General features: G+C 67.9%; 24 protein-coding genes. 19 read left to right on the forward strand and 5 right to left on the reverse strand.

Going from position 1 to position 22957, the window contains the following annotated elements; translation table 11 throughout:
* Positions 1–3: 3 nt before the first annotated feature.
* Positions 4–633, reverse strand: a complete 630-nt coding sequence (locus ACEL92_RS12240) for a TetR/AcrR family transcriptional regulator (RefSeq protein ID WP_374025802.1) — start codon at positions 631–633, stop codon at positions 4–6.
* 94 nt (positions 634–727) lie between these two features.
* Here ACEL92_RS12240 and ACEL92_RS12245 point away from each other — a divergent pair, with 94 nt between their 5' ends.
* Entirely contained in the window at positions 728–1936 is a 1209-nt protein-coding gene (locus ACEL92_RS12245; protein ID WP_374025803.1) for a cytochrome P450, read from the forward strand.
* Complete coding sequence (locus tag ACEL92_RS12250) at positions 1933–2904, forward strand: SDR family NAD(P)-dependent oxidoreductase (protein WP_374025804.1); 972 nt, start codon at positions 1933–1935, stop codon at positions 2902–2904. The genes ACEL92_RS12245 and ACEL92_RS12250 overlap by 4 nt, the downstream gene beginning before the upstream one ends.
* On the opposite strand, the gene ACEL92_RS12255 is transcribed toward ACEL92_RS12250, so the two are convergent.
* A complete protein-coding gene (locus ACEL92_RS12255; protein WP_374025805.1) occupies positions 2894–3562 on the reverse strand; it encodes a hypothetical protein in 669 nt (222 codons plus the stop codon). The two genes, ACEL92_RS12250 and ACEL92_RS12255, sit on opposite strands and share 11 nt — an antisense overlap.
* Positions 3563–3642: 80 nt before the next feature.
* Between ACEL92_RS12255 and ACEL92_RS12260 the strand changes: the two genes are divergently transcribed.
* From ACEL92_RS12260 to ACEL92_RS12270, 3 genes are read left to right on the forward strand one after another with little or no spacing between them, the layout of a single operon-like run.
* The gene (locus ACEL92_RS12260) at positions 3643–5148 is read left to right on the forward strand and encodes a carboxylesterase/lipase family protein (RefSeq protein ID WP_374025806.1); all 1506 of its coding nucleotides are present in this window, start codon (positions 3643–3645) and stop codon (positions 5146–5148) included.
* An 18-nt stretch (positions 5149–5166) separates the two neighbouring features.
* Positions 5167–7179: a phosphotransferase gene (locus tag ACEL92_RS12265; protein WP_374025807.1), complete on the forward strand. Its 2013-nt coding sequence runs from the start codon at positions 5167–5169 to the stop codon at positions 7177–7179.
* The gene (locus tag ACEL92_RS12270) at positions 7176–7670 is read left to right on the forward strand and encodes a gluconokinase (protein ID WP_374025808.1); all 495 of its coding nucleotides are present in this window, start codon (positions 7176–7178) and stop codon (positions 7668–7670) included. Before ACEL92_RS12265 ends, ACEL92_RS12270 begins: the two co-directional genes overlap by 4 nt.
* A 3-nt stretch (positions 7671–7673) precedes the next feature.
* Here ACEL92_RS12270 and ACEL92_RS12275 read toward each other — a convergent pair whose 3' ends face one another.
* Positions 7674–8702, reverse strand: a complete 1029-nt coding sequence (locus ACEL92_RS12275) for a DoxX family protein (RefSeq protein ID WP_374025809.1) — start codon at positions 8700–8702, stop codon at positions 7674–7676.
* A 95-nt stretch (positions 8703–8797) separates the two neighbouring features.
* Between ACEL92_RS12275 and pncA the strand changes: the two genes are divergently transcribed.
* A complete protein-coding gene (gene pncA / locus ACEL92_RS12280; RefSeq protein ID WP_374025810.1) occupies positions 8798–9358 on the forward strand; it encodes a pyrazinamidase PncA in 561 nt (186 codons plus the stop codon).
* Positions 9358–10152: a nuclear transport factor 2 family protein gene (locus ACEL92_RS12285; RefSeq protein WP_374025811.1), complete on the forward strand. Its 795-nt coding sequence runs from the start codon at positions 9358–9360 to the stop codon at positions 10150–10152. Before pncA ends, ACEL92_RS12285 begins: the two co-directional genes overlap by 1 nt.
* Positions 10153–10161: 9 nt before the next feature.
* On the opposite strand, the gene ACEL92_RS12290 is transcribed toward ACEL92_RS12285, so the two are convergent.
* The gene (locus ACEL92_RS12290) at positions 10162–10512 is read right to left on the reverse strand and encodes a DoxX family protein (RefSeq protein WP_374025812.1); all 351 of its coding nucleotides are present in this window, start codon (positions 10510–10512) and stop codon (positions 10162–10164) included.
* Between the two features lie 168 nt (positions 10513–10680).
* On the opposite strand from ACEL92_RS12290, the gene ACEL92_RS12295 reads away from it, so the two are divergent.
* From ACEL92_RS12295 to ACEL92_RS12320, 6 genes are read left to right on the forward strand one after another with little or no spacing between them, the layout of a single operon-like run.
* Positions 10681–11676: a sigma-70 family RNA polymerase sigma factor gene (locus ACEL92_RS12295; RefSeq protein WP_374025813.1), complete on the forward strand. Its 996-nt coding sequence runs from the start codon at positions 10681–10683 to the stop codon at positions 11674–11676.
* Complete coding sequence (locus tag ACEL92_RS12300; RefSeq protein ID WP_374025814.1) at positions 11666–12988, forward strand: sugar ABC transporter substrate-binding protein; 1323 nt, start codon at positions 11666–11668, stop codon at positions 12986–12988. The genes ACEL92_RS12295 and ACEL92_RS12300 overlap by 11 nt, the downstream gene beginning before the upstream one ends.
* A complete protein-coding gene (locus ACEL92_RS12305; protein WP_374025815.1) occupies positions 12985–13932 on the forward strand; it encodes a carbohydrate ABC transporter permease in 948 nt (315 codons plus the stop codon). The genes ACEL92_RS12300 and ACEL92_RS12305 overlap by 4 nt, the downstream gene beginning before the upstream one ends.
* Positions 13919–14761: a carbohydrate ABC transporter permease gene (locus tag ACEL92_RS12310; protein WP_374025816.1), complete on the forward strand. Its 843-nt coding sequence runs from the start codon at positions 13919–13921 to the stop codon at positions 14759–14761. Before ACEL92_RS12305 ends, ACEL92_RS12310 begins: the two co-directional genes overlap by 14 nt.
* Positions 14762–14764: 3 nt before the next feature.
* The gene (locus ACEL92_RS12315) at positions 14765–15835 is read left to right on the forward strand and encodes an ABC transporter ATP-binding protein (RefSeq protein WP_374025817.1); all 1071 of its coding nucleotides are present in this window, start codon (positions 14765–14767) and stop codon (positions 15833–15835) included.
* Positions 15836–15847: 12 nt separating this feature from the next.
* Entirely contained in the window at positions 15848–16843 is a 996-nt protein-coding gene (locus ACEL92_RS12320; RefSeq protein WP_374025818.1) for a patatin-like phospholipase family protein, read from the forward strand.
* 3 nt (positions 16844–16846) lie between these two features.
* On the opposite strand, the gene ACEL92_RS12325 is transcribed toward ACEL92_RS12320, so the two are convergent.
* Positions 16847–17134, reverse strand: coding sequence for a DUF3349 domain-containing protein (locus tag ACEL92_RS12325; protein WP_374025819.1), 288 nt, complete (start codon positions 17132–17134; stop codon positions 16847–16849).
* A gap of 218 nt (positions 17135–17352) precedes the next feature.
* Here ACEL92_RS12325 and ACEL92_RS12330 point away from each other — a divergent pair, with 218 nt between their 5' ends.
* The 6 genes from ACEL92_RS12330 to ACEL92_RS12355 all read left to right on the forward strand — a co-directional run bounded on the left by ACEL92_RS12330 (position 17353) and on the right by ACEL92_RS12355 (position 22947).
* Positions 17353–18186, forward strand: a complete 834-nt coding sequence (locus ACEL92_RS12330; RefSeq protein ID WP_374025820.1) for a DUF3097 domain-containing protein — start codon at positions 17353–17355, stop codon at positions 18184–18186.
* Between the two features lie 101 nt (positions 18187–18287).
* A complete protein-coding gene (gene efeO / locus ACEL92_RS12335) occupies positions 18288–19415 on the forward strand; it encodes an iron uptake system protein EfeO (RefSeq protein WP_374026190.1) in 1128 nt (375 codons plus the stop codon).
* Positions 19412–20701 carry an iron uptake transporter deferrochelatase/peroxidase subunit gene (gene efeB / locus ACEL92_RS12340; protein ID WP_374026191.1) on the forward strand — a complete coding sequence of 430 codons (1290 nt, stop codon included), beginning with the start codon at positions 19412–19414 and terminating at the stop codon, positions 20699–20701. Before efeO ends, efeB begins: the two co-directional genes overlap by 4 nt.
* A gap of 161 nt (positions 20702–20862) precedes the next feature.
* A complete protein-coding gene (locus ACEL92_RS12345) occupies positions 20863–21387 on the forward strand; it encodes an OsmC family protein (protein ID WP_374025821.1) in 525 nt (174 codons plus the stop codon).
* A gap of 22 nt (positions 21388–21409) precedes the next feature.
* On the forward strand, positions 21410–21883 hold the full coding sequence (cynS, locus tag ACEL92_RS12350; protein WP_374025822.1) for a cyanase: 474 nt from the start codon (positions 21410–21412) through the stop codon (positions 21881–21883).
* Complete coding sequence (locus tag ACEL92_RS12355; RefSeq protein WP_374025823.1) at positions 21880–22947, forward strand: acyl-CoA dehydrogenase; 1068 nt, start codon at positions 21880–21882, stop codon at positions 22945–22947. The genes cynS and ACEL92_RS12355 overlap by 4 nt, the downstream gene beginning before the upstream one ends.
* Positions 22948–22957: the final 10 nt, after the last annotated feature.

The raw sequence follows: 22957 nt of genomic DNA on the forward strand, positions 1-22957 counted from the left end.
GCGCTACAGCGGCCAGCTGTTCGGGTCGACCTCGTAACGCAGCGCCGCCGCCGGTGGCAATGGCAGCCGCTCGTTGACCGCTATCGCGTCAATCATCAGCGCAACATAGCGCCGCCAGCCGTCGCTGCCGGCATCCATCGTGGACAGCACGCCGAAAAGCATCGCGATCAGGCGGGGTAGGTCGTCGGGGACGAGGTCGGAGCGGACCCGGCCGGCGCGCTGACCTTTTCGCGTCAGCTCGCCGAGCGCCTCGTTGAGCGAGGCTGAGATGTCCGAAGACAAGGAACCGGCACGGCGTGCGGCGGTCAGTAGGTTGTGCTCGCGCGCCCCCAGCGCGATCGCAGCTTCGACCAGCTGGGTGAGCCCGCGCAGCGGGTCGTCGGCGCGGCGGGCCCTGTCGATCGCCGGGGTGAGATCCTCGGCGATGCTTTGGTCGAGGGCGGCCGCAACCAGGTCGGCCTTCGTCGGAAACCTGCGGTACAGGGTTCGCTCACCGACGCCCGCGCGGCGGGCGACGGCCTCGACCGGCGCGTCCGGCCCGAGCTCGCCATAGACGTCTCGCGCCGCGCGCAGGATGCGCTCGACGTTGCGCGCCGCATCCGCCCGCAACGGCCGGTCCTCGACCGAGGCCATATTCGACAGCCTAACTGACGGTTGACTGCCAACTAGGGCGGCCTTACGCTCATGTAAGTGACAGGAATCTGTCACTTACTCGGAAATAGGGGCCATGTCAACAACTTCCGAAGTCGACGCCGATCTCCCCGTGCTGCCCATCGCGCGCCCCGCCCGCTGCCCGCTCGCACCCCCGCCCGAGTTCAAGGACTGGCGGGACCAACCCGGACTGCGGCGGGCGATGTTCCAGGGCAACCCGGTTTGGGTGGTCAGCCGCTACCAGGACATCAGGACGGCGCTCGTCGATCCGCGCCTGTCCGCGAAGACCATTCCGGATTCGATGATGCCCAAGGACCATGACAACAGGGTCCCGGTGATGTTCGCCCGCACCGACGATCCCGATCACCATCGAATCAGGCGCATGATGACCAGCAACTTCACTTTTCGGCGTTGCGAAGCGATGCGGCCGCACATCCAGGAATGGGTCGACCACTATCTCGGCCAGATGATCGACCACGGCGCACCCGCCGATCTGGTGCGCGAATTCGCCTTGCCGGTGCCGTCGATGGTGATCGCGCTCCTGCTGGGCGTGCCGCCCGAAGATCTCGAACTTTTCCAGCGCAACACCACCGCCGGGCTCGACCAGAGATCCACCGACGCGGAAAGGGGCGAGGCATTCGGGGCGATGTACGCCTACATCGAGGAGTTGGTGGAGCGCAAGGCGCGCGAGCCGGGCGACGACTTGATCAGCCGCCTGCTCACCGAATACGTCGCGACGGGCCAACTTGACCATGCCACCACTGCGATGAACAGCGTGATCATGATGCAGGCCGGGCACGAGACCACCGCCAACATGATCTCGTTGGGAACGGTTGCGCTGCTGGATCATCCCGACGTGTTCGAGCGGCTCGGCCAAACCGACGACGCCGCCGTCGTCGCGAACACCGTTGAAGAGCTGATGCGCTACCTGACCATCGTGCACAGCCAGGTCGATCGCGTGGCGACCGAAGATCTGATGATCGGTGGTCAGCTGATTCGCGCGGGGGAGTACGTCATGATGAGCCTGCTCGCCGGGAACTGGGACGCCGAGTTCGTCGACCGTCCCGAATCTTTCGATGTCGACCGAAACACCCGCGGGCACTTGGGCTTCGGCTATGGGGTGCATCAGTGCATCGGAGCCAACCTGGCCCGTGTCGAGATGCAGGTGGCGTTCGCCACGCTGGCGCGCCGCTTACCCGGGCTCAAACTTGCGGTATCGCCGGCGGAACTTAGGTTCAAAGACGCCAACATCTATGGCATGAAAGAACTTCCGGTGAGCTGGTGACGAACCGGCTCCGATTCGACGGACAGGTCGCCGTTATCACCGGTGCGGGCGGCGGCCTGGGCCGGCAGTACGCGTTGCTGCTCGCCTCGCGTGGCGCGCGCGTCGTGGTCAACGACGTCGGCGGCTCGGTGACGGGCGACAGTTCCGACGCCGCGGTGGCGGACTCGGTCGCCGACGAGATCCACCGGCTGGGTGGTGAGGCCGTCGCCGACACGCACAGCGTCGCGAGTCCCGAAGGCGCGGGGGCGATCATCGACACCGCCCTGGTCGCCTGGGGCCGCGTGGACATCCTGATCAACAACGCGGGCATCGTCGGCGACACGCCGTTCGAGGAGATGACCGCCGATCGGCTCGAACCCCTGATCGACGTGCACCTGAAGGGCGCGTTCTACGTCACCCGCCCCGCTTGGCGGGTGATGCGGGAGCGGCGGTATGGCCGGGTGCTCAACACCTGCTCGGCCGCCGGAATCCTTGGCGCCGAACGGATGAGCAACTACGGCGCGGCGAAGACCGGGCTGATCGGCTTGACCCGCGTGCTGGCCGCCGAGGGGGCCGATTACGGCATCAAGGTCAATGCCATCGCGCCGATCGCCTACACCCGGATGCTGACGCACTCACTCGACGGAGCAGGCCCGCAAGACGACCCGGCGGCGCGGGAGGTGCTCAATGACCTTGTGGGCCAATATCTTCAGAAGTTGGACCCGGCTCAGGTCGCGCCGGTGGCCGCCTTCCTCACGCACCGCGATTGCCCGGTATCCGGGGAGATCTACACGGCGGGCGCCGGACATGTCGCGCGCTTCTTCATCGGCAGGACAACGGGTTTCTACGATCCGGGGCTGTCGATCGAGGGTGTGCGCGACCATCTCGACGAGATCCGCGACGAAGCCGGCTACACGGTTCCGCGCGGGCCCGCAGACGAGATGGCCGAGCTGTTCGCCACCATCGCCTCGCAGGGGGTCAGCAGCTGAACGCCGTGCCGACGCCGTCCGGCGCCGGCGCCGGCTTGAGGCAGCCGAACGGCTCGACGCCCGCGGGACCCAGCCGTGCGGCGGATTGGTGGGCATAGTTGACGCAGTACACCGCGGTTGGGTCGGCCCGGCAGCGATCGTCGCCGAATGACAGCGAGTCACCGTTCGCCAGCTCCGCACCGTTGCCGTTGATGAATGGACCTGGATCGGCGCGCGACGCACCCACCTGCAGGTTCACCCCGTCGAAGGTCACCCAACCGCCCTGCCAATCGCCGTAGGAGGTCGTGGGTTCGGGCGGTGGGTTCGTCAGGCTCACCAGGCATAGCAGGGCGGGCCCCGTGTGCTTGGAATCGGTCGTGCATGATGCCTTGCCGGCGGCGGCGGTGAAGGCGATGTCGTTGCCGAGGGGCGTGGCCGCGCCGTCGCGAATCGCATTGCGATAGCGACCGGGGTCCGCGGGATGGCCGGCCTCGATCCACGCGATGACGTCGGAAATCGAGGCCCCGCCCGGCGGGGCGGCCGAGGGCGCCACAGGTTTGCTGCCGGACGGGGTGGAGGCGGCGCTTCCCGATGCCTGCGTTTGCTGGGACTGGCCGCCGACCGTGTGAGAGCAGCCGGCGATCAGCAACGACGCTGCAAGCAGCGCGACGATCCGCATGCAGTCAGGCTAAACCGCCATGCCCGCAAAATAAGGCGCTGCGCGCGCGTTACGCGCGTCATGTCGGCTAACGTCGGGTTATGCATCAGCGCACCGTCCGCGCACGCACGACGATCGGCACCGTGGAAGGTTTCACCCGCGACGGTGTCCACCGCTGGCGATCCGTCCCGTATGCCCGGCCGCCGGTGGGGGCGCTGCGCCTGCGGGCGCCCCGGCCGGCCCAACCGTGGTCGGGTGTGCGGCACTGCCATGGCTTCGCCAACTGCGCGCCCCAGCAGCGCCGATACACCATGCTCGGTGTCGGCCGCTATCAGCCGATGGGGGAGGACTGCCTGACCCTCAACGTCGTCACCCCCGAGGGCCAGGTCGAAGAGCCGCTGCCCGTCATGGTCTTCATCCATGGCGGTGGCTACATCCTGGGCAGCTCGGCCACGCCGCTCTACGACGGCGCCGCATTGGCTCGCCGCGGTTGCGTGTACGTATCGGTGAACTACCGGCTGGGCGCGTTGGGATGCCTTGACCTGTCTTCCCTTTCGACCCCCGACATCACCATCGACAGCAACTTGTTCCTGCGCGACCTGGTGATGGCGTTGCGCTGGGTGAAGGACAACATCTCCGCGTTCGGCGGCGACCCGGACAACGTCACCATCTTCGGGGAGAGCGCCGGAGCGCACATCACCGCCACCCTACTGGCGGTGCCCGCCGCCGAAGGGTTGTTCGCCCGGGCCATTTCGGAAAGCCCGGCCGCCGGCATGGTCCGATCGCGAGAGACCGCGGCGGAATTCGCGACCCGCTTCGCCGCGCTGCTGGGTGCGCGCCCGGAGAACGCCGCCGAGGTGCTGATGCAGGCATCTCCGGCGCAACTGGTGGACGCCCAGCACCGGCTGATCGATCAGGGCATGGAGGACAGGCTGGGTGCCTTTCCGATCGGCCCGGTCGCCGGCGACGACGTCGTGCCCATCGATCCGGTCGAGGCGATGCGGGGTGGGCACGCGCACCGGGTGCCGCTGATTGTGGGCACCAACGCGGAAGAGGGTCGCCTGTTCACCCGCTTCCTGAAGATGTTGCCGACCAATGAAGCCATGATCGAGGAGTTGCTGGCCGACGCGGAACCGGCTGCGCGCGAACGCATTACGTCCGCGTATCCGGATTACCCCGCGCCGTCGGCGTGCATCCAGCTCGGCGGCGACTTCGCCTTCGGTTCGGCGGCCTGGCAGATCGCCGAGGCGCACAGCACGCACGCGCCCACCTACCTCTACCGGTACGACTACGCCCCCCGCACCCTGCGCTGGTCGGGGCTGGGCGCCACCCATGCCACCGAGCTGCTGGCCGTCTTCGACGTGTATCGCACCCGATTCGGGGCCCTCTTGACCGCCGCCGCCGACCGGCGCGCCGCCCTGCGGGTCAGTAACCAGGTGCAACGGCGGTGGCGAGACTTCAGCCGCACGGGTTCCCCGGGTGACGACTGGCCCACCTACAACACCGCCGACCGCGCCGTCATGGTGTTCGACCGCAAGAGCCGCGTCGAGTTCGATCCTCATCCGCACCGCCGGATTGCCTGGGATGGCTTCTCTCTGTCGCGCTGACCTGGCACGCTGACCCTCATGCAGGCCGACACCGCGCAAGTCATCGAACGACCCGGGGACCTCACTGCCGCATGGCTGGAATCGGCGATCGGCGCCGGGCCCATCGCCGATTTCGCCGTGGAACGCATCGGCACCGGGCAGATGAGCGAGTGCTATCGCATCCGGCTCAGCTACGCCGACGCCCCGGCGGCACCCGGCAGGCCGGAGTCGGTGGTGCTCAAGGTGGCGGCCACCGACCCGGTGAGTCGGCAAACCGGGCTGGCGCTGGGCCTCTACGAGCGCGAGGTGCGTTTCTACGCCGACATAGCGCCGCGCCTGGGCGGTCCGATAGCGCCGTGCTTCCACGCCGCCGTCGATACCTCGACGGGTGCCTTCGATCTCTTGCTCGGCGATGCCGGGCCCGCAGTCGTCGGGGACGAAATCGCCGGCGCGACAGTCGAACAGGCCCACCTCGGCGTGGCCGAGCTCGGTCGGCTGCACGGACCGTTGCTCGGCGACACCGCGCTGGCCGAAGCGCCGTGGCTCAACCGTGAATCGCCGCTCAACCAGGCGATGATCGCCCCCCTCTACGCGGGCTTCGTCGACCGCTACGGCGAGCAGATCGCGCCGGAACACCGCACAGTGTGTGAACGCCTCGTCGCCTCCTTCGACGGATACCTGACCCAGGAAGGGGCGCCGGACCGCATCCAGGGCCTGATGCACGGCGATTACCGGCTGGACAACCTGCTGTTCGGCACCGCAGGCGCGGACCGCCCGTTGACGGTTGTTGACTGGCAGACGGTTTCGTGGGGCCCGGCGTTGACCGATCTCTCCTACTTCCTCGGCTGTGCCCTGCCGACGCGGGATCGCCGCGAGCACTACGCAGCGTTGCTGCGTGCCTACCACCAGGCGCTGGGGCCCGCGGCGCCCCTGACGCTCGCCGACGTCACCGAAGGGGTACGCAGGCAAAGCTTTTTCGGCGTGATGATGGCGATCGTCTCGTCGATGCTGGTGGAACGCACCGAGCGCGGCGACCGGATGTTCATGACCATGCTGCAACGGCACTGCGACCACGTGCGGGACACCGATGCTTTGGCGACCCTGCCGGCCGCCCAGACGCCCGAACCCCTGCGCCCCTCGGAGGAGGACGAACTCGCACACGCGGCGACCGCAGAACCGCTGTGGAGTGAGAGCTGGTATGCCGACTTTGCCGACGTCGCACAGGGATTGGGCGGCTGGTTCCGCCTCGGCCTGATCGCCAACGAGCGGAAGGCGTGGGTGCACGCGCTGCTGTGCGGCCCCGACATGGCGACCGTCGCCGTCGACGCGCAAGTACCACTGCCGGCGGACCCGTGGGAATTGCACACCGACGCCTTCGAACTCGGCCACTCCGCGACCACGCCGCTGCAGGCTTACCGCGTCGACCTGCGCGCGCGGGCCGAGGCTTATCCCGATCCGTCGGCGCTGTTGCGCGGGGAACCGGGTGCTCCCGTCGACGTGACGATGAGCCTGGTGTGGGCCACCGACGGCGTCCCGTACAAGTACCGCCTGACGACGCGGTACGAAATCCCCTGCACGGTCTCGGGCACAGTCACCGTCGGCGACGCCAGCTACCGCCTCGAATCGGTCCCCGGCCAGCGCGATCACTCCTGGGGCGTGCGCGACTGGTGGAGCATGGACTGGCTGTGGAGCGCCCTGCACCTCGACGACGGCACGCATCTGCACGGGGTGAACATCCGGATCCCCGGGGCGCCGGCCTTCAGCATCGGGTACGCCCAGGATGCCGACGGAACGGTCACCGATCTGGAAACCGTGGAATCGCGAGAGTCCTTCGGCGCCAATGGGTTACCCCACGACGTCACGCTGAGCCTCAATCCCGGCGGGATCGCCGCGGACGTCGAGGTCCACGGCCACGCGCCGGTGCTCCTGACCGCCGCGGACGGGCGCGTGAGCCAATTCCCACGGGCCTGGGTCACCGTCGAGACGGCCGACGGCCGACGGGGGGCCGGCTGGATGGAGTGGAACCGCAATCTCGGCGAACGGTCCGAATGAGCGGACCGGCGCCCGTCGTGGTGATGGGCGTCTCAGGATCGGGCAAGTCGACCGTGGGAGTGGCGCTCGCGCAACGCTTGGGGGTCCCGTTCGTGGACGCCGACGCCCTGCACCCGCCGGCCAACATCGCCAAGATGGCCGCGGGCGAACCGCTCGACGACGACGATCGCCGCCCATGGCTGGACAAGGTCGGCGAATGGCTGGCCGGCCACCGCGACGGCGGTGTGGTCAGCTGCTCGGCGTTGAAGCGCAAGTACCGCGACCAGTTGCGCACGCACTGCCCGGAGGTCGAATTCCTGCACCTCGCCGGCTCACCCGCACTCATCAGCGGTCGGCTGGCCGCCCGCACGGGTCACTTCATGCCGCCCGCGCTGCTGCGCTCGCAGTTCGACGCGCTGGAGCCGCTCGGCGCCGACGAGGCCGGCGCGACCGTCGACATCGGTCAGGGCGTCGACGCGATCATCGACGCCTTCCTCAACAAGGGCGGTTGACGGTCAGGACAGCTTGCGACGCCCGGCCTGGACCTGCTCACCGAGTCGGTCGCGGGCGGTGTCGGCCAGGTAGCCGCCCCGTGCGCGGGCCGTCTCGGCCAGGTAGGTCCCACGCGCCCGGGCGGTGTCGGCGAGGTCCTCGCCGCGATCCAACGCCGTGCTGGCCAGGTCTTCGCCGCGCTTACGCGCCTTCTTGGCCAGCTTCTCGCTGCGCTTACGCGCCTTCTTCGCCAGGGGCGCGGCCCAGTCGGCGGCTTCGTCGGCGAGCTCTTCGCCGCGCTTGCGCGCCTTCTTGGCCAGCGGCGCCGCGCGTTCGGCCGCCTCTTCGGCGAGCTCTTCGCCGCGCTTGCGGGCCTTCTTGGCCAGCGGCTTGCTGCGATCGGCGGCGGTGCTGGCGAATTCGCGGCCGCGTTCGAGCGCGGCCTCGGCGTACGGCGCCCCTCGTTCCGCGGCGGTGCTCGCCAATTCGCGGCCCCGCTCGGCACCGATTTGCAGGCCATGCACGATCTTCTCGCCCAATTCCGAGAAGTCCGTGTCGAAGCCGTCATCGGAGCCCGGCAGCGCCGACGACACGCGCTCGGAGAGCCGCTCGGCCGCGCGGCGGCCGCGCCATCCGAGTGACGGCTTGCCCGCGGTGTCGGCCGACGCGATCAGCAACCCGCCCACCAGGCTTAGGTCGGTGAGGAACTGCTGGCGCTTCTGCGCTTTGGCTTGGGGGTCGCTCTCGTTCCAGAACGAGTGCGCGCCGAGATTGGCCGGCAGCACCGTCAAGGCGAGCGCCGCCGATGCGACGCGCGGCAGCTTGCCGGTGGCCAGCAGCAGGCCCCCGCCGATCTGGACGGCGGCGTTGATTTGCGCGAACGTCTCGGGGTCGCTCGGGATGCTGCCGCTCACCGAATTCGGCAGTGCCTGCAAACCATCCACCGCCGGCGCGGCGGCCGCCGCCGCCGACTTCGGGTTGAGCAGCGAGTTGACTCCTTGGCCGATGAAGGCAACTGAAAGCAATGGGCGCGCGATTCTCCGGATCACCATGGCCGGGGGATTACCCGACTGATTGGCTGACAAACCGTCCGGTCCATATGCCCAGCTGAAGCGCCGTGCCGACCGGGCCCCGTAGGGTAAAAAGTGTGAGGGCGTTGATCATCGTCGACGTGCAAAACGACTTCTGCGAGGGCGGCTCGCTACCGGTGCCCGGCGGCGCCGCCCTGGCAGCCGCCATCAATGACTATCTGACCGGCGAGCCGGGCTATCAGCATGTCGTAGCAACCCAGGATTCCCACGTTCGGCCGGGTGACCACTTCTCCGACCGGCCGGATTACTCATCGACGTGGCCGCCGCACTGCATCGCCGGCAGCCCGGGCGCGGAGTTTCGGCCCGACCTCGACACCAGCCGGATCGAGGCGGTTTTCCGTAAGGGCGCCTACGGCGCGGCGTACAGCGGGTTCGAGGGCGTCGACCGGACCGGGACCCCGCTGCTGGACTGGTTGCGGCGGCGCGGGGTGGACGAGGTCGACGTGGTCGGCATCGCCACGGACCAGTGCGTGCGGGCGACGGCCGAGGACGCCGCGCGGGCGGGCCTGTCCACCAGGGTGCTGGTGGACCTGACCGCGGCCGTCGCCGCGGATTCGGCCGCGCAAGCGCTGGCGGAGCTGCGGTCCGCGGGCATCGAGCTGGTCGGGGGACCGTGATGGGCGTGGCAGCGGGCCGCGAACGCCTCCTCGCAGCCGTCGAACGCTCGCCGCGGGCGGCCGGCGCGCACGACCGCGCCGGCTGGGTGGGGGTGTTCACCGATGATGGCCGCGTCGAGGACCCGGTCGGCTCGCGGCCGCACGTCGGGCGCGAACAGATCGGCCGGTTTTATGACACCTTCATCGCTCCGCGCGACATCAAATTTCACCGCGATCTCGACATCGTTTTCGGCACCGCGGTTCTGCGCGACCTTGAGCTCGAGGTCGCCATGGGCGCCGGCGTAACGATGTACATCCCCGCGTTCTTGCGCTACGACCTGCGGGAGGCGAACGGCGACTTGCGCATTGCCGAATTGCGGGCGTACTGGGAGCTGTCGGCCATGATTCAGCAATTCGTTCGAGCCGGACCACGCGCGGTGTCGCCCGGCCTGCAACTGTCGCGAGCCTTATTGAGCAATCAGCGGCTGCGCGGCACGGTGGGCTTCATGACGGGATTCCGGCGGGTCGGCGCGCGGCAGCAGAAGTTGGCGCGGGCGTTCCTCGACGCCGCCGCGCGCGCGGATCGGGCGGCCGCCGCGCGGGCGTTAACCCCAGGCGCCACAATAACTCTCGGCGACCGCGACACGCTCGACCTCGCTGAGCTCGCCGAACGAGTCGGCGGCGCCAGTTCGACCAAGACGATCAGCGCGGGACCCAGCGTCACGATGTCGCTCACTTCCGGCCACGGGCGCGCAATCATGTTCGCGGACATGCGGGGGGACGCCATCGGCCGGATCCGCTACTTCCCCGCCTGACGCCGCCCGTCAACGCAACACCATGAACGCCAGCGATGCCGCCGACAGGCACAGGTATGCCCCGGGGAACGCGATGTTGTACAGCACGTGGGCCCGCAGGTGTGTCACGACCGCGCCGACGAAGAACAGCACCAGGCCGATCGCGGCCGCGATTCCCAAGGCGCGCAGGCCCAGCACTCCCACGACCAGTCCGGCCGCCCCGGCCAGCTTGGCCAACCCCAGCGCTGGCAGCCACGACCGCGGCACCCCGACTTCGGCCGAGTTCGCGAGGACAAACCTCGCGGGGACGAGGTCGGCCACGGCGATCCCGGCGGTGATCGCGGCGGTGAACAGGGTGATCACAACGGATGGGATGGTCATGGGAGCCAAACCCTTGCCGGGCAGCCGGTTTTGCGACGGCGAGCCGAACGGCCGCCGCGCGTTCCGCGGCGCACAATCGATAAGGTCATGGTGCTGGCCTCCTTCGCAACAGAGGGCTCGATGGACGCGGTCATTCTCTTGACGGTTCCTCTGCGGAAAAGGTGACCCATGAGCGCGCATGAAAATCTGGCCGAGCTCGCGCAGCGTTTCGACGCGGACCGGCGGCATCTGAGGTCGGTCGCGTTCGGACTGCTGGGCTCCGCGGCCGACGCCGAGGACGCGGTGCAGTCGGCGTGGCTCAGGGCCAGCCGTGCGGACTACGGCGCGGTCGACAACCTCACCGGATGGTTCACCACGATCACCGCTCGCGAAGCCTACGACCAGCTCCGCGCCCGCAAAAGGCGCGCCGAGCAGCCGCTCGCCACGACCGAGGAGTTGGACCAGATCACCGCGGCCGCCTCGGCTCCGGCGGACGAGGAGACGCTCCTGACCGAGTCGGTGAGCAACGCACTGCTCGTGGTGCTCGACCGGCTTTCGCCGGCGCAGCGCGCCGCGTTCGTGCTGCACGACGTGTTCGCGGTGCCGTTCGAGAGGATCGCCGACCTGCTGGACCGCTCGCCGGAAGCGGCGAAGAAGTTGGCGAGCCGGGCGCGCGGGCGGCTGCAGGCCGACCCGGGCGGCGAACCGGAGCCCGCGGCAAAGCACCTGGAGATCGTGGAAGCGTTTCTCGCCGCGTCCCGCGGCGGTGACATCGCGGGATTGCTTGAGCTGCTCGCCCCGGACGTGGTGCGCACCGTCGATCGCGCGCTGGTGCCCGACGACGTGCCGATCGAGCTGCGCGGGGCCCGGCAGGTCGCCGAGGAGACGCGCCGGTTTGCGCAACGGGCCCGCGCCGGCGTGGTCATGCTCGTCGAAGGGGCGCCGGGCATCGTGATCGCGCCGAAGGGGCATGCCGAGGTGCTGCTGCTGATCACCCTTGGAACCGATGACCGCATCCGCGCGATCGACATCATTGGGGATCCCGCCCGGATACGGGCGGCCACGCTGGCACTCCCGCGCGGTCCAATCCAGCAACACCACAGCCGCGTCGGGTACCAAGGACAACAGCCGCCGCCGGCTTGGTGGCCGGCAACTGGGCGAGAACGGAAGGACCATGCTCGATAAGCCGTTCGCGCGGCGCGGCCTGCTGCGTGGCGCCGGCGCGCTCACGGCGGCATCGATGGCGCCATGGGCCGCCGGCTGCGCTCCGGAAGAAGACGCGTTGACGTTCTTCTTCGCCGCCAATCCCGACGAACGCGATGCCCGGATTCGCATCGTCGACGAGTTCATGCGGCGCCACCCTGACATCAAGGTCCGCCCGGTGCTCTCCGCGCCGGGCGTGATGCAACAGCTGTCGACGTTCTGCGCGGGCGGCAAGTGCCCGGACGTGTTGATGGCGTGGGATCTGAGCTACGCCGAGTTGGCCGCCCGCGGCGTGCTGCTCGACCTGAACACGATGCTGTCCCGCGACCAGGCCTTCGCGGCCGAGTTGAAGTCCGATTGCATCGGGCCGCTGTACGACACCTTCACGTACAACGGGGGCCAGTACGCGCTTCCGGAGCAATGGTCCGGCAACTACCTGTTCTACAACAAGCGGCTGTTCGCCGAGGCGGGCGTTCCCGCGCCGCCCACCTCGTGGCAACGGCCGTGGAGTTTCGCCGAATTCCTGAACACCGCCACCGCGCTCACCAAGCGAAACGGAACGGGGCGAGCCACCCAATGGGGGTTCGTGAACATGTTCGTCTCGTACTACTCGGCCGGGCTGTTCGCCATGAACAATGGCGTGCCGTGGTCCACCCCGCTGAAGAACCCGACCCACTTCAATTTCGGTGAAGACGCCTTCACGGAGGCGGTGCAGTTCTACGCCGACCTGGCCAACAAGCATAAGGTCGCGCCCAACGCCTCTGAGGTGCAGTCGATGTCGACGCCGGACCTGTTCGCGACGAACAAGGCGGCGATGGCGATGGGCGGCCACTGGCGATACCAGACCTTCATCCGGGCCGAGGGCCTGGACTTCGATGTCACCGCGTTGCCGGTGGGGCCGCGACGGCAGGGACAGGCCGCGCACTCCAACATCGGCTCCACGGGACTGGCCATCTCCGCGAGCAGTCAACGCAAGGAACAGGCATGGGAATTCGTGAAATTCGCGGCCGGCCCCGTGGGGCAGGCGTTGATCGGTGAATCCAGCCTCTTCGTTCCGGTACTGCGATCCGCGCTCGACTCGCCGGGATTCGCCGCGGCACACCGCAACGTCGGAAACCTTGCCGTGCTGACGCAGGGCCCGGCCTGTTCCGAAGGGTTGCCGGTCACCCCGGCGTGGGAGAAGATCGTCGCGTTGATGGACCGCAGCTTCGGGCCGGTGCTGCGCGGATCGCGACCCGCGTCATCGCTGACCGGTCTGTCGCCCGCCATCGACGAGGTGTTGCGCACCCCATGACATCGGTCGACGTCAGCTCCGCCACCCGCCAACCCGCCAAGGGTGCGGGCCCTTGGCGACGGCGCGCCCGGGCCGGCCGCCTCTTTGTGGCGCCGAACCTGGCGGCCGTCGCGGTGTTCATGCTTTTCCCCCTGGGATTCTCGTTGTACATGAGCTTTCAGCGGTGGGACGTCTTCAGGCCCCCGAAGTTCGTGGGTCTGAAGAACTTTCAGGAGCTCTTCACCTCCGACCCGCTCTTCCTCATCGCCATTCGCAACACCGTCATCTTCACGCTCGGCACGGTCGTTCCGACGATCGTCGTCAGCCTCGTGGTGGCCGGGGTGCTGAACCGCAAGGTCAAGGGCATCGGGATTTTCCGTACCATCGTGTTTCTGCCGCTGGCCATCTCATCGGTGGTGATGGCGGTCGTCTGGCAGTTCGTCTTCAACACGGACAACGGGCTGCTCAACATCATGCTGGGCTGGGTCGGGATCGGTCCGGTGCCGTGGCTTGTCGAACCCCGGTGGGCCATGGCCTCACTGTGCATCGTCAGCGTGTGGCGCAGCGTGCCGTTCGCCACCGTCATCCTGCTCGCGGCGATGCAGGGAGTTCCTGAGACCGTCTACGAGGCGGCCAGAATCGACGGGGCGGGGGAGATACGGCAGTTCACGTCCATCACGGTGCCGCTGATCCGTGGGTCGATAACATTTGTCGGCGTCATCTCGATCATCCACGCGTTCCAGGCTTTTGACATGGTGTACGTCCTCAACGGCGCGAACGGCGGGCCCGAAACCGCCACGTATGTCCTGGGCATCATGCTGTTCCAGCACGCCTTCTCCTTCCTGGAGTTCGGGTATGCGTCCGCGCTGGCGTGGGTGATGTTCGCCATCTTGCTGGTGCTGACCGTGGTGCAACTTCGGATCACTCGGCAGCGGTCCTGGGAGACTTCTCGTGGTCTCAGCTGAGCGATTGTTCACGCGCAACGTCGTGCGGGGAGTGCTGGTCTATACCGCGCTGATCGCGATCGCCTGGTGCTGGTTGTTCCCGATCGCCTGGGCGGTGTCCGGCTCGTTGAAGAGGGAAGGCGAGATCACCGAGCCGAAGCTGCTGCCGGCGCACCCGCGGTGGTCGAACTACACTGAGGTGTTCACCCTGATGCCCTTCGCGCGGATGTTCTTCAACACCGTGCTGTACGCCGGGTGTGTGACCGCGGGTCAGGTCTTCTTCTGCTCGTTGGCCGGATACGCGTTCGCGCGATTGGACTTCCGCGGACGCGACACGCTGTTCGTGCTGTATCTGGGCACGCTGATGGTGCCGCTGACCGTGACTGTGATCCCGCAGTTCATCCTGATGCGGACGGTCGGGTGGGTCGACACACCCTGGTCCATGATCGTGCCGGGCCTGTTCGGCAGCGCTTTCGGTACCTACCTGATGCGTCAGTTCTTTCGGACGCTCCCGACCGACCTGGAGGAGGCGGCGATACTCGACGGTTGTTCGCCGTGGCAGATCTACTGGCGAATCCTATTGCCCCACGCCCGTCCCGCGGTCATGGTGCTCGCGGTGCTCACCTGGGTCAACGTCTGGAACGATTTCCTGTGGCCGCTGCTGATGCTGCAGCGCAACAGCCTGGCCACGCTGACCCTCGGCCTGGTACGACTGCGGGGCGAATACGTCGCGCGCTGGCCGATCATCATGGCGACGTCGATGCTGATCATGCTGCCGTTGGTGCTCATCTACGCCATCGCGCAGCGGTCCTTCGTCAGGGGCATCGCCGTCACTGGACTCAACGGATAAGGCATGGCCTCAGTAACTTTCGAGCAAGCGACGCGGCGCTACGCCGGGACGGATCGCCCGGCCTTGGACAGCCTCGATCTGGAAGTCGGTAACGGAGAATTCGTCGTCCTGGTCGGCCCGTCCGGATGCGGCAAGACGACTTCCCTGCGGATGGTGGCGGGGCTGGAAACGCTGGACTCCGGGCGCATCAGGATCGGTGACCGCGACGTCACCACCGTCGATCCCAAGGATCGTGACGTGGCGATGGTCTTCCAGAACTATGCGCTCTACCCGCACATGACCGTCGCGCAGAACATGGGCTTCGCCCTGAAGATCGCCAAGACACCGAAGGCCGAAATCCGCGACCGCGTCCTGGACGCGGCCAAACTGCTTGACCTGCAGCCGTATCTGGACCGCAAGCCCAAGGACCTGTCCGGAGGGCAGCGTCAACGGGTGGCGATGGGGCGGGCGATCGTGCGTCGGCCGCAGGTCTTCTTGATGGACGAGCCGCTGTCCAACCTCGACGCCAAGTTGCGCGTGCAGACCCGCAACCAGATCGCGGCGCTGCAGCGGCGGCTGGGCACCACCACCGTCTACGTCACCCACGACCAGGTCGAGGCGATGACCATGGGGGACCGCGTCGCGGTTCTGCGCGATGGCGTGCTGCAACAGTTCGCCGCCCCACGCGAGCTGTACCGCAACCCGGTCAACGTCTTCGTCGCCGGGTTCATCGGGTCGCCGGCGATGAACCTGTTCACCTTGCCGATCGTCGATTCCGCTGTGCCGCTGGGGGATTGGCACATCCCGATACCGCGCGAGCTCACCGATACGGCGAGTGAGGTGGTCGTGGGGGTGCGCCCGGAGCATTTCGAGCTGGGCGGTCAGGGCGTCGAGATGGAGGTCGACGTGGTCGAGGAGCTCGGAGCGGACGCCTACCTGTACGGCCGAATCACCGGCTCCGGCAAGGTCATCGATCAGCCTGTAGTGGCGCGTGCCGACGGGCGCCGGCCTCCGGAAAAGGGCAGCCGGGTGCGCCTGCACCCGGAACCGGGGCACCTACACTTCTTCGGGGTCGACGGTCGACGAATCTGCTGAGGGGACACGGCAATGGCCGACGTGAGCACATCCCGCGCCGATCTGGTTTGCGAAGGCGGGGGCGTCCGCGGCATCGGGCTGGTCGGCGCGGTCGACGCGCTGGCCCAGGCAGGTTACCGGTTCCCGCGCGTCGCGGGCAGCAGCGCGGGCTCGATCGTCGCGTCGCTGGTGGCCGCGCTGCAGGTCGCGGGCGAACCGCTGAGCCGACTTGTGGAAGTCATGCGGTCGATCGACTACCGGAAGTTTCTGGATACCAGCATGATCGGGCGCGTGCCGCTGATCGGCGGAGCGCTGTCGCTGCTGGTGTCGGACGGTGCCTACCGCGGGGCCTATTTGGAGCGGTTGCTGGAGGGGTTGCTTGCCGACTTGGGGGTGCGGACCTTCGGCGACTTGCGCACCGGTGAAGAGCCGGAGCAGTTCGCATGGGCCCTCGTCGTGACGGCCAGTGACCTGTCCCGCCGCAGGCTGGTGCGCATTCCGTGGGACCTCGATTCCTACGGCATCGACCCCGACGACTTCCCGGTGGCCCGTGCCGTGCACGCCTCGTCGGCGATTCCCTATGTTTTCCAACCCGTCCGGGTGGGCGGAGCTACCTGGGTCGACGGCGGGTTGCTGTCCGATTTCCCGGTGGAGCTGTTCGACCGCCCGGGGGCCGATCCGCGCTGGCCGACATTCGGGATCCGGCTGTCCGCGCGTCCGGGAATCCCGCCCACGCATCCGGTTCACGGTCCAGTCTCGTTGGGAATCGCCGCGATCGAGACGCTGGTGAGCAATCAGGACAACGCCTACATCGACGATCCGTGCACCGTTCGCCGTACCATCTTCGTTCCCGCCGACGAGGTCAGCCCGATCGACTTCGATATCACCGCCGAGCAACGCGACGCCCTGTACCAACGCGGGGTGCAGGCGGGTCAGCAATTTCTGCGGACTTGGAGCTACCCGAATTACCTGGCGGCGTGCGGCGGCCCGGCGAAAGGCGCGAATGCGCAGGGGCAAATCCCGCGGTGACGGCTATCCGCGCGCGCAGCGGATCTCGTGGAGGCGGTGCTCGACCCGCTCGACGTCAGTCGGCGACGGCAATTGGTTGGTGACCCGGGTGATTTCTACCCCGATATCAACGGGGTTGATCGGCCAGAATTGGCGCCTCATGAGTTTGGTTGCGATGGCGCGGATCTCGTCATCGGTAAGTCGTCGGCGAGCCAGGGCAGCCAAGGGCGAATATCCGGTCGTCGGCATGCCGGCGGGGTATCCGGCCCGCACGAAAGCCACGATGCTCGACACCCACAGGGCCAGGTCCATAATCCCACCTCGCTCACCGCCGCTTGAGAATTAGCGGCAGTTCTTACGACTAGCAACGTACCATCGGCAACGTCATCAGCTCTGTAACGCCACACAGTTAAAACGCACTTTTTACACGCCCACGGACGTCCGGAAGTGACGAGCGATCTTCGCCACGATGTGCCCACGCGGGCGCGCCGTAACGACGTTTGACCGCAAAGGCTTTCTACTATGGCCGCGTGGCTGATCGCTATGGAACCGATGTCCTTGCCGCGGGCCGGCGCAAGCCCCGCTCGACCGAGCACCCAGCCGAGCTCGGCCTGGTGGTCGAGGACGCGCAGACGGGGTACGTCGGTGCGGTGGTGCGAGTCGAGTACGGGCGGGTCGACCTGGAAGACCGCCGCGGGCACGTGCGCGGTTTCCCTTTGGGCCCCGGCTATTTGCTCGAGGGCCGTCCGGTGATCCTCACGGCGCCACGCCGTGCGGCGCACTCCGGCCCCACCCGAACGGCGTCGGGCTCAGTGGCCGTGCGGGGCGCCCGCGCCCGGGTCGCCCGCGCCAGCCGGATCTATGTCGAGGGCCGCCACGACGCCGAACTCATCGCGCAGGTGTGGGGAGAGGACCTGCGGATCGAAGGGGTTGTCGTCGAGCAGCTCGGCGGCGTCGACGATTTAGTGGAAATTGTGGCGGAATTCGCGCCCGGCCCGGGGTGCCGGCTCGGTGTCCTCGTCGATCACCTCGTCGCCGGTTCCAAGGAGGCGCGAATCGCCGACGCCGTGCGGCGGGGGCCGGGTGGCGGCCACACCCTGGTGGTCGGTCACCCCTACGTCGACATCTGGCAGGCAGTCAAGCCCGAGCGGCTCGGCCTGGCGCGCTGGCCGGACGTGCCGCGCCACATCGAGTGGAAACGTGGCGCGTGTCAAGCGCTCGGCTTGCCGCACGCGAACCAGGCGGACATCGCGAGCGCCTGGCGTCAAATCCGTTCCCGGGTGCGCGATTGGAACGACCTCGAACCGGCGTTGATCGGCCGGGTCGAGGAGCTGATCGACTTCGTGACGCAGCCGGTCCCGTGACCGGCCGGCGCCCGGCCGGGAGACGACGCTGTCGCGGATTACCGCTTGCCGCAGCGGCCTTGGTCGTCGCGGCGACCGCCTGTGGTTCGACCGGTCGCGAGCTGAGCCGCGGGAAACCCGGGGGCCCGAACGCAGTGAGGGTGACCCTGGCGAACCACGGTGGCAAAGACGCCTGCGCGCTGGACACCACGAACGTCGCCGCCGGCCCGGTGACGTTTACGCTCGCCAACAGAAACGCGCCGGGCATCAGTGAAGTCGAGCTACTCAAGGGCGAGCGGATCGTCGGCGAGAAGGAGGACCTCGCCCCCGGGCTGGACCCGGTGTCGTTCACTGTGACTCTCGACGGCGGCTCGTATCAGCTGTATTGCCCCGGCGCGAGCAACGAATACCAGACGGTGACGGTCGCGGGCCGGGCCGCGGTGGGGCCGACCGGCGGCGTCGCGGACTCCCTCAACCGGGGCACCAAGGACTACGCGGCGTACGTCGTCGCGCAGATCGGTCAGCTCGGCGACGGGGTCAAGGCACTCGACGCGGCCGTGCGGGCGGGCAACATCGACGCCGCGAAAGCCGCTTACGCCAAAGCGCGCTCCTTCTGGGAGCGTTCGGAGTCCGCCGTCGAGGGCTTCATCTTGCTGGGATTCGCCGTCGGCGACAACGCGGGCCGCCTCGACTACCTGATCGACATGCGCCAATCCACTCCCGTCGATGTGAAGGTCGGCTGGAAGGGGTTTCACGCCATCGAACGCGACCTGTGGCAGGGCGCAGCGATCACGTCCGGCACGAAGGCCCTCAGCTCCGAATTGGTCGGCAACGTTGGCAAGTTGACCGGCATCGCCGCCCTCTTGCAGTACAAGCCCGAGGATTTGGCCAACGGCGCCAGCGACCTCGTCGAAGAGATCCAGAACACCAAGATCACTGGCGAAGAGGAGGCCTTCAGCCACATCGATCTCGTCGACTTCTCCGCCAACGTGGAAGGCGCTCGGCAGGCCTACGCATCGCTGCGGCCGGGCCTGGAGAAAATCGACGGCAATCTCGTCGGCCAGATCGACCACCAATTCCGCGCGGTGCTGGCCACGTTGGATGGATACCGCGACCCGTCCGCGTTGGGTGGCTTCCGGACTTACACACCTGCGCTGCAAGCCACCGACGCGGCCAAGCTGACGGCGGTGATTCAACCCCTGCACCAGAGCCTGTCGGCGGTCGCCCCAAAAGTGGTGTCGGCGGGCTGACCGTGAGCGAGCGTACCGCCAAACCCGATGGAGGCGAGCCGGTTTCGCGTCGGAGCATGATCGCTGGCGCCGTGTTGGCCGGATTCACCGGCGCCGTCGGGGGCGGGATGGCCGGTCATGCGCTGGCCGCCGGACGCGAGGGCAGCGGCGCGGTCGGCGGCGATGACGACGTCGACTTGCGGCGTAGCTACCCCTTCTACGGCCAGCCGCATCAGGGTGGAATCGCCACACCGCCACAGCGTTACGCCGAGTTCATGTCCTTTTCGCTGGCCGCCGGAGCTCAGCGCAGGGAGTTGCAAACGCTGCTGGCGCGCTGGTCGGCCGCGGCCGCGATCTTGCAGCAGGGAAAGCCCGTCGGCACCGTGCAGCCCCGGGTCGATGTGCAGCCACCCGCCGATACCGGCGAGGCATTCGGCCTGAGTCCGGCCGGCCTGACCGTCACCATCGGCTTGGGGCCGCCCCTGTTCGGCGATCGGTTCGGGCTCGCCCCGCGGCGGCCTGCCGCGTTCACCGACCTGCCGCCGCTCAACGGGGACAACCTCGACCCCCGCCTGCGCGGCGGCGATCTGTCCGTCCAAGCGTGCGCCGACGACCCGCAGGTCTGCTACCACGCCGTACGCAACCTGGCCCGCCTGGGCCGCGACATCGTCTCGCCGTCCTGGGCGGTGCTGGGATTCGGACGGGCCTCCGCCGGCCCCGGCCAGCACACCCCGCGAAACCTGCTGGGATTCAAGGACGGAACGCGCAACGTCGCCACGGAGGCAGACTACGACCGATTCGTCTGGGTCCGGGACAGCGACCAGCCGTGGATGAACGGCGGAACGTATCAGGTGGTGCGCAAGATCCGGATGCTCCTCGAGACCTGGGACGTCGACCGCATCGGCAATCAGCAGAGGATCTTCGGCCGCACCAAAGAAGAGGGCGCACCCCTGAGCGGCGGGGGCGAGTTCGATGCTCCCGACTTCGCCGCCAAGGGCGCCGACGGCAACCCGCTCATCGATCCGATGTCTCACGTCGCCCTGGCCGCCCGCGAGAACAACGACGGCATCATGATTCGGCGCAGATCCTACAACTACACCGATGGCCTCGACCCCAACGGCCAACTCAACGCCGGGCTGCTGTTCGTCTCGTACCAAAAAGATCCGCAAGATTTTATTCGCCTGCAGAACCGGTTGGGCGCCCACGACCTCCTCAACGAATACGTCCGCCACATCGGCTCAGCAATCTTCGCGGTGCCGCCCGCGCCCGCCGAAGGCCACTACATCGGGCAAAGCCTTTTCGGTTAAGCAAATCTCGCCGAGCGCCGGCCGCCGTTCGGTGGGGCGCGTTTCGGCTGTGTGAGGAATCGTGTCGGTCAGGTAAATCAATGCCGTCCGCCGTCACGCATCGGGCGCCGCCGAGCACTAACTCCGTGAAGCCGCAAGATCAGCAGAAACGGAGGGATCACATGACCGACGCGCTAGTCATCGACGCCGAAGGCCTCGACAAGCTGTCGTGTAACGCCAGGGCCAACCCGGAGACGGGCAAGAAGACCCTGAAAGCCAAGACGGTCTGCGAGACCGGGTTCCGCAACATGACCTACGTGCGCGACCTGGCGCCGATGCTGGTGGGCGAGCCGCCCGCCTTGCTCGGTGACGACTCCGCCCCCAATCCCTCCGAGACCGCCCTGGCCGCGCTGGGATCGTGCGTCTCGGTCGGCTTGCTGGCGAATGCGACGCATCGCGGGGTGACCCTGACCAAGATCGAGGTCGAGATGGAAGGCGACATCGACATCTCCGCCGTGTGGGGTGTGGGGGACACCCCCGACGGAAAACGCCTCGGCTTCAGCGCAGTCCGCTGCAAGGTGACGCTGGCCGGAGACGCCGACGAGGCGACACTCAAGGAAATCCACGACAACGCCATCGCCTGGTCGCCCGTGGTGAACACGTTCCGCAACCCGGTCACCGTCGACTCGACGCTGTTCGCCGAATAAGCATGGGGAGGGGAAGGGTGCTGTGGCAACTTCATTGACGAAGACCGATCTCGCCGAGGTCGTCAGGCGGGCCCGCGCCGAGCGGGGGCTGAGCTGGGCGAAAATCGCCGCGGCCATCGGCAAGGACCCGGTATGGACCGTGGCGGCGCTGCTCGGGCAGCACCCGCTGACGGCCGGCGACGCGTCAACGGTCGCATCGCTCCTGGGCCTCGACGACGAGGCGGTCGCGGTCCTGCAACTGATGCCCTATCGGGGCGCCGATGCGAAAATTGCGGCAGACCCGACGATCTACCGATTCCATGAGGCGCTGGCCGTCTACGGCCCCGCGATCAAGGAACTCATCCACGAGGAATTCGGTGACGGCATCATGAGCGCGATCAACTTTCAGCTGAGCGTGCGGCGGCGCCCACACCCCGAAGGCGACAGAGTGGTCGTCACTTTCGACGGCAAGTTCCTCGACTACGCATGGCAGCACTCGGCTCAGGAGGTCTCATGACGGCGACGATGAATCCGGCGGCCGGCCAGTTGGATGTCGGACTGTTGGAGGACATCCGGGCTCACGCCGGGGCGCTGGACCGCGGCGAGCATCAGTCCCGCCGCAGCTTCGCCGCGCTGGGTGCGGCCGGCCTGCTCGGGGTGGGCGCACCAGCCAACGCCGACGGCAGGCTCCCCGAGATGGCCGAGGTGATCCGGCTGATCTCCGGGGAATGCATGAGCACCGGATTCTCGTTGTGGGCCCACCGGATGGCGGTGGAATACTTGCTCACGGCCGCAACGCCTTTCAGCGCCGGTGCCGCCGAGCCACTGCTCGCCGGCACCACGCTGGGGGTCACCGGAATGGCGTCGGCGTTCAAGGAGGCGGCGGGGTGCGGCCGCATCGAGCTGACGGCCACGCCGATCGACGGCGGCTACCGGGTGTCCGGTCCGATCAGGTGGGCGAGCAACCTTTACCCCGATTCGACCATGGTGACCGCAGTGCGCACCGACGCGGGTGAGCGACTGATCGTGGCCCTGCCGCTGAACACACCGGGCGTGGCCGTGGGGGATCACTTCGACCTGCTGGCCATGGGCAGCACCGCCTCGTCCTACCTCAACCTGACCGACGCCTACGTCCCCTCGGCCCAAGTGTTGTCGGGCGATTTCGGTGGTTTCCTGCAAGCGGTCCGCCCGACGTTCCTGGTCCTGCAGTCCGCCATGTGTCTCGGTCTGACGCGGACCGCGGTGGAACAGGCCAAAGACGGCCTCAGCGGCGTCAACTCGGTGTTCAGTGCCCAAGTCGAGGCCGTCGCCGAGAAACTGGCCACCGCGGAGGCCACACTGGCGGATCTGGCCGCTGCGGTGGGCGGGGATGAGTCGCCCACCAAGAGGGAGCTGTTGTCCCTGCGTCTTGCCGCAGCCGAACTGTCCAGCGCCAGTGCCGATCTCGAAATCCGCACCGCCGGCGGCAAGGGTTATGCGAGCAGGACGTCGGCGAGCCGCCGCTACCGGGAGGCGGCGTTCATCCCCGTCCAGTCCCCGTCCGAAGGGCAGTTGCGTTGGGAATTGGCCGCATGCGGCTGAGTGCGAGACG

The sequence above is a fragment of the Mycobacterium hainanense genome, assembly GCF_041890355.1.
GTDB lineage: Bacteria > Actinomycetota > Actinomycetes > Mycobacteriales > Mycobacteriaceae > Mycobacterium > Mycobacterium hainanense.